The sequence below is a fragment of the Pseudoroseicyclus aestuarii genome (assembly GCF_003217255.1).
Taxonomy (GTDB): Bacteria; Pseudomonadota; Alphaproteobacteria; order Rhodobacterales; family Rhodobacteraceae; genus Pseudoroseicyclus; species Pseudoroseicyclus aestuarii.
Map to the genome: position 1 here is coordinate 814,330 of NZ_QJTE01000001.1, position 11,942 is coordinate 826,271.

9 protein-coding genes are annotated in these 11,942 nt (G+C 68.4%); 2 read left to right on the forward strand and 7 right to left on the reverse strand.

Annotated features, from left to right (window positions below):
- The first annotated feature begins 32 nt into the window (after nucleotides 1-32).
- Complete coding sequence (gene mfd, locus DFP88_RS03800) at nucleotides 33-3,515, forward strand: transcription-repair coupling factor (protein WP_110813088.1); 3,483 nt, start codon at nucleotides 33-35, stop codon at nucleotides 3,513-3,515.
- 12 nt (nucleotides 3,516-3,527) lie between these two features.
- Here the strand turns inward: mfd and DFP88_RS03805 are convergent, their stop codons facing one another.
- The 7 genes from DFP88_RS03805 to DFP88_RS03835 all read right to left on the reverse strand — a co-directional run bounded on the left by DFP88_RS03805 (nucleotide 3,528) and on the right by DFP88_RS03835 (nucleotide 10,840).
- Complete coding sequence (locus tag DFP88_RS03805; protein WP_110813089.1) at nucleotides 3,528-4,754, reverse strand: multidrug effflux MFS transporter; 1,227 nt, start codon at nucleotides 4,752-4,754, stop codon at nucleotides 3,528-3,530.
- Complete coding sequence (locus DFP88_RS03810) at nucleotides 4,751-5,410, reverse strand: DsbA family oxidoreductase (protein ID WP_110813090.1); 660 nt, start codon at nucleotides 5,408-5,410, stop codon at nucleotides 4,751-4,753. Before DFP88_RS03810 ends, DFP88_RS03805 begins: the two co-directional genes overlap by 4 nt.
- A gap of 107 nt (nucleotides 5,411-5,517) precedes the next feature.
- Nucleotides 5,518-5,871: a hypothetical protein gene (locus DFP88_RS03815; protein WP_110813091.1), complete on the reverse strand. Its 354-nt coding sequence runs from the start codon at nucleotides 5,869-5,871 to the stop codon at nucleotides 5,518-5,520.
- Between the two features lie 127 nt (nucleotides 5,872-5,998).
- Nucleotides 5,999-7,825 (reverse strand): extracellular solute-binding protein, encoded by a 1,827-nt coding sequence (locus tag DFP88_RS03820; RefSeq protein WP_245904663.1) that lies wholly within the window; start codon nucleotides 7,823-7,825, stop codon nucleotides 5,999-6,001.
- 415 nt (nucleotides 7,826-8,240) lie between these two features.
- Nucleotides 8,241-8,933, reverse strand: a complete 693-nt coding sequence (locus DFP88_RS03825) for a DUF502 domain-containing protein (protein WP_425450802.1) — start codon at nucleotides 8,931-8,933, stop codon at nucleotides 8,241-8,243.
- A gap of 96 nt (nucleotides 8,934-9,029) precedes the next feature.
- Nucleotides 9,030-9,950: a pseudouridine-5'-phosphate glycosidase gene (locus DFP88_RS03830; RefSeq protein ID WP_110813092.1), complete on the reverse strand. Its 921-nt coding sequence runs from the start codon at nucleotides 9,948-9,950 to the stop codon at nucleotides 9,030-9,032.
- Entirely contained in the window at nucleotides 9,947-10,840 is an 894-nt protein-coding gene (locus tag DFP88_RS03835) for a PfkB family carbohydrate kinase (RefSeq protein ID WP_110813093.1), read from the reverse strand. The genes DFP88_RS03830 and DFP88_RS03835 overlap by 4 nt, the downstream gene beginning before the upstream one ends.
- Nucleotides 10,841-11,056: 216 nt before the next feature.
- Between DFP88_RS03835 and rpsB the strand changes: the two genes are divergently transcribed.
- Nucleotides 11,057-11,878, forward strand: a complete 822-nt coding sequence (gene rpsB, locus DFP88_RS03840; protein ID WP_110813094.1) for a 30S ribosomal protein S2 — start codon at nucleotides 11,057-11,059, stop codon at nucleotides 11,876-11,878.
- Nucleotides 11,879-11,942 lie beyond the last annotated feature (64 nt).

Sequence of the window (11,942 nt, forward strand, 5' to 3'; positions counted from 1 at the left end):
ACACCGGCCCCGCTGATCGTAGGTGAGCAGGAATGGCAGCTTCCCCCAATAGACTGACGGTCGCCGGCGCGCCCGAAGGGCATGACGCGCAGCTCGTCCTGGCCGAGATCGCGCGCGCGACTGGCCCCGTGATCCACGTCGCGCGCGACGACAAGCGGCTGGCCGAGATGCGCGCCGCGCTGGCCTTCTTCGCGCCGTCGATGCCGGTGGTGCATTTCCCGGCCTGGGATTGCCTGCCCTATGACCGCATCTCGCCCAATGCCGAGATCTCGGCGGCCCGCATGGCGGTGCTCGCTGGCCTCGTGCATGGCATGCCGGAGCGCTTCGTGCTGCTGACGACGCTGAACGCGGCGACGCAGAAGCTGCCCGCGCGCGAGACGGTGAGGGGTGCCGCCTTCGCCGCCAGCACCGGCTCCCGCGTCGATCAGGAGGCGCTGCGCGCCTTCCTCGTGCGGATGGGCTTTACCCAGGCGCCGACGGTGACCGAGCCGGGCGATTACGCGATCCGGGGCGGCATCATCGACATCTTCCCGCCGGGACAGGAGGGGCCGGTCCGCCTCGACTTCTTCGGCGACGATCTGGACGGGGCCCGCCGCTTCGATCCCGGAACCCAGCGCACGACGGAAAAGCTCGACCGGGTCGAGCTGGCGCCGGTGAGCGAGGTGATCCTCGACGAGCCGGCGATCACCCGGTTCCGGCAGAATTACCGCATCGAATTCGGCGCCGCCGGCACCGACGATCCGCTCTACGAGGCGGTCAGCGCCGGGCGCAAGCAGGCGGGCATGGAGCATTGGCTGGGTCTCTTCCACGAGCGGCTGGAGACGATCTTCGACTACCTGCCGGGTGCCCCCGTCACGCTGGACGATCAGGTTCACGCAATGCGTGAGGCGCGCTGGACAGCCATCGAGGATGCCTACGAAACTCGCCGCCACGCGATGAGCGTCAAGGGCCGGATGGATTCGGTCTACAAGCCGGCGCCGCCGAAGCTGCTCTACCTCGACGACGCTGCCTGGGACGAAGCCATCGGCGGGCGACGCGTGCTGCGGTTCGCGCCGCTGGCGCAGGCCACCGGGCCCGGAGTCATCGATGCCGGGGGCCGGATCGGCCGCGACTTCGCGCCCGAACGGCAGCAGGAAAAGGTCAGTCTTTTCGCGGCGCTCGCCGATCATGTTCGCGCGAAGCTGCAGGATGGCCCGGTGGTCATCGCCAGCTACTCCGACGGTGCGCGAGAGCGGCTGTCGGGGCTGATCGAGGACGAGGGGCTGGTCGAGACGATCCCGGTCCCCGACTTCTCTCGCGTCGGCAAACACGGGCTGCATCTGGCCGTCTGGCCGCTGGAGCATGGCTTCACCGCGCCGGGGCTGACGGTGATTTCGGAGCAGGATGTGCTGGGCGACCGCCTCGTGCGCAACCGTCCGAAGAAGCGCCGGGCCGACAACTTCCTGACCGAGGCGCAGAGCCTGAAGCCCGGCGATCTGGTGGTGCATGTCGATCACGGCGTCGGCCGCTACCTCGGGCTCGAGGTGGTGACGGCCGCCGGCGCCGCGCATGAGTGCCTTCTTCTGGAATATGCTGAAAGCTCAAAGCTTTACCTGCCGGTCGAGAACATCGAGCTGCTCAGCCGCTTCGGCCATGAAGAGGGGCTGCTGGACAAGCTGGGCGGCGGCGCCTGGCAGGCCAAGAAGGCGAAACTGAAGGAGCGCATCCGCGAGATGGCGGATCGCCTGATCCGCATCGCCGCCGAGCGCGCCTTGCGCAAGGCGCCCGAGCTCGAGCCGCAGCAGGGCATCTGGGAGCAGTTCCTCGCGCGTTTCCCCTACGACGAGACCGAGGATCAGCTGCAGGCGATCGAGGATGTGCTGGGCGACATGGCCTCGGGCAATCCGATGGACCGGCTGATCTGCGGCGACGTCGGCTTCGGCAAGACCGAGGTGGCGATCCGCGCCGCCTTCGTCGCGGCGATGCAGGGCGTTCAGGTCGCGGTGATCGCCCCGACGACGCTGCTGGCGCGCCAGCACTACAAGGCCTTCGCCGAACGCTTCCGCGGCTTCCCGTTGAACGTCAGGCCCTTGTCGCGCTTCGTTAGCGCCAAGGATGCAGCGGCGACGCGGGCGGGCCTTGCCGATGGGACCGTCGATATCGTCGTCGGCACCCATGCGCTTCTGGCCAAGGGGGTCCGGTTCAAGGACCTTGGCCTCTTGATCATCGACGAGGAGCAGCACTTCGGCGTCTCGCACAAGGAGCGGCTGAAGGCGCTGCGCACCGATGTGCACGTCCTCACGCTGACCGCGACGCCGATCCCGCGGACGCTGCAGCTTTCGCTATCGGGGGTGCGGGACCTCTCGATCATCGGCACGCCGCCGGTCGACCGCCTTGCGATCCGGACCTATGTCTCGGAATTCGACACCGTCACCATCCGCGAGGCCCTCCTGCGCGAGCGCTATCGCGGCGGGCAGAGCTTCATCGTCGTACCGAGGATCAGCGATCTGGCCGAGATGGAGGAGTGGCTCAAGCGCGAGGTGCCCGAGGCAACCTATGTTGTGGCGCATGGGCAGATGGCGGCGGGCGACCTCGACGAGCGGATGAACGCCTTCTACGACGGCAAGTACGACGTGCTTCTGGCCACGACCATTGTCGAATCCGGCCTCGATATCCCGACGGCGAACACGATGATCGTCCATCGCGCCGATATGTTCGGCCTGTCGCAGCTCTACCAGATCCGGGGCCGCGTCGGCCGGTCGAAGACCCGCGCCTATGCCTACATGACGACGAAGCCGCGGATGAAGCTGACCGGCGGCGCCGAGAAGCGGCTGCGCGTTCTCAGCAGCCTCGACAGCCTTGGCGCCGGCTTCACGCTCGCGAGCCAGGACCTCGATATCCGCGGCGCCGGCAACCTGCTGGGCGAAGAGCAGTCGGGCCAGGTGCGCGAGGTCGGCTATGAGCTCTATCAGCAGATGCTGGAAGAGCAGATCCAGAAGCTGCGCTCGGGCGAGGGCGAGGGGCTGTCGCAGGACGAAGGGCAATGGGCGCCGCAGATCAACCTTGGCGTTCCGGTCCTGATCCCCGAGGATTACGTGTCGGACCTCGACGTGCGGCTGGGCCTCTACCGGCGCCTGTCCGAGCTGTCGAGCAAGGTCGAGATGGAGGGCTTCGCTGCCGAGCTGATCGACCGCTTCGGCCCGATCCCGCGCGAGGTGAACAGCCTGATGCTGGTTGTGCGGATCAAGGCCATGTGCCTGAAGGCCGGCATCGCCAAGCTGGACGGCGGCCCCAAGGGCGCCACGCTGCAGTTCCACAACGACAAGTTCGCCTCGCCCGAGGGGCTGGTGGAGTTCATCCAGGCGCAGAAGGGCGCGGCCAAGGTCAAGGACAACAAGATCGTCGTGATGCGGGACTGGCCGAAGGAGGCCGACCGCATCAAGGGATCCTTCTCCATCGCCAAGGAGTTGGCCGAGAAAGTTCAGGCTGTGAAGAAGGCCCGCAAGGCCGCGCGCGAGTCCGCCGCGGCGGAATAGGGTGCGGGACGCCTAGTCGGCGTCCTGCTCGCGCTTGATCCGGCCTGTCAGCACCACGCCCAGCAGCGCGCAGATCAGCGCCCCCGCGGCGATCGGCACCGGCGATCCGCTGAACGACAGGCCGATCGGGATCGCGATCAGCGCCGCGCCCATGGAGCCGATGGCCTGCGCGAAGGAGGCGGCGAAGCCCGCGATATGGCCCATCGGCTCAAGCGCGAGTGCGTTGAGGTTGCCCAGCGTCATGCCGTTCTGGAACATGATGAACTGGATCCAGAGCAGGAACATCACGAAGGCCACCGTGCCGCCCGAGGGCGCGAGGAGCGAGACAAGGATCATCAACGCCGACATGCCCACCTGGATCGTGAGGACTGCCTTGACCAGCGGGCGCATCCCCGTCTTCCCGACCAGCCGCGCGTTCAGCGCCGATCCGGAGGAGCCGAGCAGGGCCATGCCGGCGAAGAAATAGGGAAAGGCCCAGGCGAGGTCGAAGGTCACGTCGAACATCGGCTGGATCGAGGACAGCAGCGCGAAGAGCATCGCCATGCAGAGCGTCTGCACAGCGATGGCCAGCATGGTATTGGTGTTGGAGGTCACCTCGCGCAGCGCCGAGAGCAGGCCGCGCAGGCTGATCCGGGTCCGCCGCTCGGGCGGCAGCGTCTCGGGCTGGCGCAGCATCAGCCAGGCGCAGGCGGTGCAGGCGAAGAGGCAATAGGCCAGGAAGGTCGCGCGCCAGCCGAAGGCGGCGATGATGCCGGTGCCGATCAGCGGCGCCATGGCCGGAACCACGGCGAAGATCATCATCACGAAGGACATGATGCGCGCCATGTCGCGGCCGCCGTGAACATCGCGCACCAGCGCCAGGGCGACGACGCGCGGCGCGGCGGCGCCCAGCCCCTGCAGCATGCGGGCGGCCAGAACCAGCTCGAGCGTCGGGGCGTGCCAGGCCAGCAGCGCGCCGGCGCAGTAGATCACCACGCCGCCGCAGATCGTCGGCTTTCGCCCCACGGCATCGGCGATGGGCCCGACGAAGAAGGTGCCGATCCCCATGCCAAGGATGAAGCTGGTCAGGATCAGCTGCGCCCGGTTGGGATCGGCGGGGGTCAGCTCCTCGGCGATCTCGGGCATCGCGGGAAGCATCGAGTCGATGGAGAAGGCGACCACGGCGGTCAGCATCGCCAGCAGCAGGATGAATTCCGTCTGGCTCAGCGCGGGGCGGGGCTGCCCGGCGCGCGCGGTCATTGCTGCGGCTCCGTTCCGGGCGCCTCGGCCTGGCCGGCCAGCTCGTCGATGACCTGCTCCCACAGCGCCGCGGGCTGCGCGCCGGGCACGGCATGCCGCTCGGCCACGATGAAGGTCGGGACGGCCTGCACGCCCATCTTCCGGCTATGCGCCTCGCGGGTAAGGATCGCCTCGCGGTCCTCTTCGGTCGAGAGCAGGCGGCGCAGCAGCTCCGGCTCGAGGCCGGCATCGGTGCCGATCCGGACCAGCACCTCGGCATCGCCGATGTCGAGACCTTCGGTGAAATGCGCGCGGAACAGGGCCGAGACGACGAGCGTCTGCCGCATCTCGATCCCCGCCCAATGGATCAGGCGGTGGGCGTCGAGCGTGTTGGGCAGACGCTTTACCCGGGTTGGCTCGTAGCTCAGGCCAGCCTCCTCGGCGGCGCGCACGACCTGATCTTCGGCGGCGCGGGCGGCCTGTGCATCGCCGAAGCGCTTCGCGAGGAAGGCCTCGCGGTCCATGCCGCCGGCGGGCATGTCGGGGAACAGCTGGAAGGGGTGCCATTCCAGAACGAAGGGGTGCAGCGGGCGCGCGGAGAGCGCGCGGTCAAGCTGTGCCTTACCGATCCAGCACCAGGGGCAGATCGGGTCGGAGAGGATATCAAGCTTTGCCATGATACCCCTCACGAGGGCCGGGTCGGGTGCGGCCCTCGCCGCAATCGGGGTACTGTCGCATGGGCCCACCGCTACGCTCCGGGCGGGCGGGGCGCAAGGGTCGCGCCTCAGTCGTCGTCGGTCCGGCCCACCGGGTTTTCGTCCTTGTCGTCATCGCCGAACTCGCCGTCATCGTCGAAGGGATCCTCACCGGGATGGATATCGCGGGACGAGGCGATGATGCGCTCGTTGTCGCGGCTCTCGTCCATGACGGCATCGGCGGGATCAGTACCTTGCAGCCATTCCGACAGCTCGTCGCGGGCATCCTCGCGCGTCATGCCGGTGGCATCGACGAAATGGTCGAGAAAGCTGGACAGATCGCCCTCGGTTGCCTGCACCTCGTCCTCATCGAGTTGCGGCCATTCCTCGAGGATATTGGGAACGAAGGCCGTCCAATGCTCGGCGACGTGCTTCCATTTCATCGGGCTTCTCCTTGACTTCGGATCGGCCTCGGGGGCCGCAGGGATCGGGCTGCAAACCAAAAGCGGGCAGGGCCGGTTCCGACCCCACCCGCCTGTTTGGCCCTGACCCGCGGTCAGCGGGGGAAGATCAGTCTTCTTCCCACCACCAGACGTCGGGCTGCCAGCCGTTCCAGTCGCCGAAGATCGGCATCTCCTCGGGGTGATGCAGGTGACGGTCGTAGGCGATGCGGCTGATGTTCCACTGGTAGATCGGGATCGCGTAGCGTTCGGCGGTCAGGACCCGGTCCAGCGCCTTGGTGGCGGCGAGGAAATCCTCGCGGCTTTCCGAGGTCAGCAGGATGTCGATCAGCCCGTCGATGGCGGGGCTGGTGGCGCCCATCAGGTTCCGGCCGCCCGGCTCCTCGGCGTAGTCCGTGCCCCAGTAGAGGTACTGCTCGGTTCCCGGCGAAAGCGACAGACCCCGCTGGAAGTAGGTCATGTCGAAGTCGTAGACGTCGGTCCGCTCCTTGAACTGGGCGGCGTCGACGGTGGTGACGCTGGGGCGGATGCCCAGCCGCTCGAGGCTTTGGCCGTACATGTCGATGATCGAGGCGTTCTCGCTGCTGCCGCTTTCCAGCACGATCTCGAAGGTGAAGGGATCGCCGGCCTCGTTGCGCATCACGCCGTCCTCGGCGACGCTCCAGCCGGCCTCGTTCAGCAGATCGAGCGCGCGGCGGGTGCCGGCGCGGTTGCGCTCCGACCCGTCGGAGACGGGCAGGGAATACCCCTCGAGCGCGCCCTCGGGCAGGTCATCCTCGAAGCGCATCAGGAACTCGCGCACGCGGCCCTCGGCGGGGCCGTGATCCATCGCCAGCGGGCTGTTCGAGAAGTAGGAGGTGATGCGCGGCTGCTCGCCCCCGGTGAGCGCGTCGTTGATGAATTCGAAGTTGAAGGCCTCGATCATCGCCTGCCGCACGCGCCAGTCGTCGAAGGGCGGCTGCCGGGTGTTCATCACGAAGCCGGTCATCCCCGAGGGCCGCTCGTGGCCCAGCACCTCGAGCACGACATCGCCGGATTGCACGGCGGGGAAGTCGTAGCGGCTTTCCCAGCGGCCGACGTTGAACTCGCGGGTGAAAGTGATCTGGCCGGAGGTGAAGGCCTCGAAGGCCGTGGTCTCGTCGCCGAAGAACTCCAGCCGCAGCTCGTCGAGGACGTTGGTGCCGACGCGGAAGGGCACCTCCTGTCCCCAGTAGTCGGGATTGCGTGCGAAGGTGATCGAGCGGCCGGGCTGCACGTCCTCGATGACATAGGGGGCCGAGGTGATCGGCACGGTGTCGAGGCCGCTTTCGGTGAAGTCGGTCTCCTCCCACTGCGCCTTCTTCAGGATCGGCCGCAGCCCCGACAGCAGCGCCAGCTCGCGGTTGTCCTGGTTGAAGGTCAAGCGCACGGTCCGCTCATCCGTCTGCTCGATGCTCTCGACCGCCTGCCAGAAACCGGCGTAGCGCGGGTGGCCTTGCGTCCCCAGCGTCTCGAAGGACCAGATCACGTCCTCGGCGGTGACAGGGCTGCCGTCCGAGAACGCCGCCTCGGGGCGCAGGGTATATTCGACCCAGGACCGGTCCTCGGCCGTCTCGACCGTCTCGCACAGCAGGCAGTAAAGGGTGAAGGGCTCGTCCAGGGTGCGGCCCATCAGGCTCTCGCCCACGAGGAACCGCAGCTGCCAGGGGACCGTGCCCTTGAGGATGAAGGGGTTGAGGCTGTCGAAGGTCCCGACCTCGGCCGTCACCATCGCGCCGCCGAAGGGCGCGTCGGGATTGGCATAGGGCAGGTGGTCGAAACCGGCCGGAAGGGCGGGCTCTCCGTACATCGCCAGGCCGTGCGACGGCTCCGCCCCGGCGGGCCCGGCAAGCGCGAGCGCGGCGGCGAGGCCGGTCAGGCCGATGCGAAGGGAATGGGTGCTTGCGCGGGGGGTCATGGCTGCTCCTGCCTTGGACATGGCTCGTGCCGTCCGAGGAAAGGCCTTTAGCGCTTGATGGGCAATAACAAAGTTTCCGCTTGGAACCCCTTCGCGCAAAGCTTATAAGGAAGGCACTGCTCGATAGGTTTCTTGCCTGTATGAAACCTGCCTCATAACTTCGCCCGCCTCGTGCGGGCGTTTTTTTTGGCCTGGCAGAGCCCTTAAGGTGGGCGGCAAAAGAATGGCGAAAATGCGTCAGAACCGCCGTAATTGCCTTATATTGCAGGCCATACAATCGCTTCGCGAGGATCGGCGCCGGATCGGCTGTTAAGCGCCGGGGCCGCCCGCCCGGCCGGCCAGCGGGGGGCAAGAGGCGCGGGAATCGCTGCCAGAATCGCCCCCGGGACTCACGGAAAAGGGGGCCGTCCCGAGTCTACGCCTCCGCACCATGGTCGGGCGGCGTGACCAACCCGGCCGAGATCACCAGCTTGGCCGCATCCTCGACCGACATGTCGAGCTCGCGCACATCCTCGATCGGCAGGTACAGCAGGAAGCCCGAGGTCGGGTTGGGCGTGGTCGGCAGGAAGACCGCCACCACCTCGCCGGGGCCGAGCCTGCGGGCGATCTCGCCCTTGGCATCGGTCGAGACGAAGCCAAGCGCCCAGGCGCCGCGGCGCGGATACTCGATCAGGCAGGCCCGGTCGAAGCTGCTCTCGGTCTGGGCGAAGACGGTTTCGGCGATCTGCTTGAGGCCGGAGTAGACGGAGCGGACCACCGGCATCCGCGCGATCAGCCCTTCGCCCAGCCGCAAAAGCGAGCGCCCTACGAGGCCCTTGGCCACCCAGCCGGCAAGCACCGTGAAGACCAGGAAGAAGATGACGCCGACGCCGCGCAGGTTGATCCCGATGTAATCCTCGGGATTGAAGCGGTCCGGCACGAAGGGCAGCACCCAGCCGTCGATCCAGCCGATCACCGTCCAGATCAGCCAGACGGTCAGGCCGATGGGCGCGATGACCACTACCCCGGCGATGAAGTTGTTGCGCAGCCATGTCAGCGGCCCGCGGCGGCGCAGCGGCGGCTCGGGTTTGCGGCGTCTGCGGCGCGGGCTCGGGGGCGTGGGGGTCACGGGGGGCGTCGATCCGGAAAAAGGGGCGGGAGTCAGGCTAGCCGCAGCCCCGCCGCGGCGGCAAGGACGTGCCCTGCCGCCGCCCGGGACCCGCGATCAGGCGGCGAGGGCGCGGGCGATATCCGCGGCCAGGCGCGCATTGTTGAGCACCAGCGCGATATTGGCGGTCAGCGACCGGCCCTCGGTCAGCTCGTAGATGCGCTGCAGCAGGAAGGGGGTCACGTCCTTGGCGGCGATGCCCTGGGCCTCGGCCTCCTCCAGCGCCTGCGCGATGACGGGGGCCAGCACATCGGCCGGGATCTCGTCCGCCTCGGGGATCGGGTTGGTCACCAGCTGCCCGCCCGGCAGGCCAAGCGCGGTGCGCATCTCATGGGCGGCGGCGATCTGCGCCGGATCGTCGATCCGCAGCGGGGCCGGCAGGTTCGACGCGCGCGACCAGAAGGTCGGGATGCTGTCCTGCCCGCGCACGATGACCGGAACGCCCAGAGTTTCGAGCACCTCGTAGGTCTTCTTCAGGTCGAGGATCGCCTTGGCGCCGGCGGCGACGACGGTCACCGGCGTCTGCGCCAGCTCCTGCAGGTCGGCCGAGACGTCCCAGCTGGTCTCGGCGCCCTGGTGCACGCCGCCGATGCCGCCGGTGGCGAAGACCTTGATGCCGGCCGCATGGGCGCAGATCATCGTCGCCGCCACGGTCGTCGCGCCGTTGCCGCCGCGCACGAGGCAGGCGGCAAGGTCGGCGCGGCTGAGCTTGGCGACATCCTTCATCTGCCCCAGCGCATCCAGCGTCTCGGGGGAGAGGCCGATCTGGATGCGCCCTTTCACGATGGCGATGGTCGCGGGCACCGCGCCGGCCTCGCGCACCGTCTCCTCGACCCGGCGGGCCGTCTCGACGTTCTGCGGGAAGGGCATGCCATGGGTGATGATGGTGCTTTCCAGCGCCACGATGGCGCGCCCCTCGGCGCGGGCCTTGGCGACCTCGGGCGAGATATCGAAGGGCAGGGCGGTCAGATCGGTCATTGCGGCATGTCTCCCGAGACGTAGCGCGCGGCGGCTTTCACCGCGCGGGTAAGGGCGGCCTCGGGCGTCATGCCCGCGGCCTCTGAGGCGACGTGGGCCGCCATGAAGGTATCGCCCGCCCCGGTCACGCGCGCGGCCATGACCTCGGGCGGGTGCTGCGTATAGGTGCCCTCTGGGCCGGCCAGCGTCACCGCGCGGGCGCCGTCGGTGACGAGCACACGCCGCGCGCCGCGCGCCAGGAGGCCCTGGGCCCCGGCTTCGGAGGTGTCGAATTCCGATTGGCAGAGGATGCCGGCCTCTTCGAGGTTGACGTAAAGCGTGGCGGCCGGATGCTCGAGCAGGGCCAGAAGCCGCTCGGCCTTGCCGGGGCTGGCCGGGGCGACGCGCAGGTCGGCGCGCGCGAAAAGCGGCGAGGCGGCGATCTCGTGCAGCAGCTCGACCGTCAGGTTGCCATCCAGCGCGACGGGGCCGTGCCAGGGCTGCGCCTCGCTCCCCAGACGCCCGTCCGATAGCGGCGCGAGAATCTTGGCGCCGGCCCGTTCCAGCGAATGGGCGTCTGCAATGGCGGCGATCAGCCCGTTCGCCCCCTCGATCGCCATGTAGACGTCGGTCGGCAGATCGGTGGAGCGGTAGAGCGTGTCCGAGATCAGGCCAAGCTGCCCGGCCTCTTCGATCAGGGCGTCGCCCTCGCTGTCGCGGCCGACGACCCCCAGCAGCGCGGGTGTCATGCCAAAGCGCGCGAGGGTCATCGCGATGTTCATCGCGACGCCGCCGGGCAGGCGGGCGATCCGCCCCGGCACATCGGAGCCAAGGCGCATGACGGCGGGGCTGCGGCCGATCACGTCCCACAGGACGGCGCCGATGCACAGGATGTCGGGCTTACGGGTCATGCCGGCCCCTCTGCCGCAGGGCGGCGGGCCGGTCAATATGGCCGCGTGGCGCCCCGGCGGCAGCACGCCCTTGCACCCCGGGCCGCGCTGCAGTAAGGGCAGCGGACATTCGCAGGCGAGGGCGGGCCATCCGGACAGACATCCCGGATCGGTCCACCGGTTGAGAGCACCCGCTCTTCAAATCCCTCGCCGAGGCCAAACCGGAAAGGAAAAGGCATGGCTCTTCCCGAGTTCACCATGCGCCAGCTGCTTGAGTCTGGCGTTCACTTCGGTCACCAGACCGCGCGCTGGAATCCCCGCATGGGCGAGTTCATCTACGGCGCCCGCAACGGCATCCACATTCTCGACCTGACGCAGACCGTCCCGATGCTGGACAAGGCTCTGCAGGTCATCCGCGACACCGTCGCCCGTGGCGGCCGCGTCCTCTTCGTCGGCACCAAGCGTCAGGCCGCCGGCCCGATCGCCGAAGCCGCCGAGAAGTCGGCCCAGTTCTACATGAACCACCGCTGGCTGGGCGGCACACTCACCAACTGGCAGACCGTCAGCCACTCGATCAACCGCCTGCGCGCGATCGACGAGGCCGCGGCCAACGGCTTCGAGGGCCTGACCAAGAAAGAGCGTCTCGGCATGGAGCGCGAGCAGGCCAAGCTGCAGGCCAGCCTCGGCGGTATCCGCGAGATGGGCGGCGTTCCGGACCTGATGTTCGTGATCGACGTCAACAAGGAAGACCTGGCCATCAACGAGGCCAAGAAGCTGGGCATCCCGGTCGTCGCCGTCGTCGACACCAACTGCTCGCCTTCCGGCGTCGACTACATCATCCCCGGCAACGATGACGCCGCGCGCGCCATCTCGCTCTACTGCGACCTGGCCGCCCGCGCCGCCCTCGACGGCATGAGCGCGCAGCTCGGCGCCGCCGGCGTCGACATGGGTGCGATGGAGCAGCAGTACGCGGAAGAGGGTCTTGCCGAGCAGGCCGCCGCTGACGCCGCCGCCGAGACCGCCGAAGCGCCCGCCGCCGACGAGACCGCGGCCCAGTAAGGCCAAGGCTGAAAAACTGTTACGGACACGGGGGATGACCCCCGTGTCCAGACCGATTCATCAA

Excerpts from the sequence above, each read along its gene's own strand:
- mfd (WP_110813088.1), top strand. The coding sequence starts at position 33 with ATGGCAGCTTCCCCCAATAGACTGACGGTCGCCGGCGCGCCCGAAGGG.
- DFP88_RS03805 (WP_110813089.1), bottom strand. The coding sequence starts at position 4,754 with ATGACCGCGCGCGCCGGGCAGCCCCGCCCCGCGCTGAGCCAGACGGAA.
- DFP88_RS03810 (WP_110813090.1), bottom strand. The coding sequence starts at position 5,410 with ATGGCAAAGCTTGATATCCTCTCCGACCCGATCTGCCCCTGGTGCTGG.
- DFP88_RS03815 (WP_110813091.1), bottom strand. The coding sequence starts at position 5,871 with ATGAAATGGAAGCACGTCGCCGAGCATTGGACGGCCTTCGTTCCCAAT.
- DFP88_RS03820 (WP_245904663.1), bottom strand. The coding sequence starts at position 7,825 with ATGACCCCCCGCGCAAGCACCCATTCCCTTCGCATCGGCCTGACCGGC.
- DFP88_RS03830 (WP_110813092.1), bottom strand. The coding sequence starts at position 9,950 with ATGACCGATCTGACCGCCCTGCCCTTCGATATCTCGCCCGAGGTCGCC.
- DFP88_RS03835 (WP_110813093.1), bottom strand. The coding sequence starts at position 10,840 with ATGACCCGTAAGCCCGACATCCTGTGCATCGGCGCCGTCCTGTGGGAC.
- rpsB (WP_110813094.1), top strand. The coding sequence starts at position 11,057 with ATGGCTCTTCCCGAGTTCACCATGCGCCAGCTGCTTGAGTCTGGCGTT.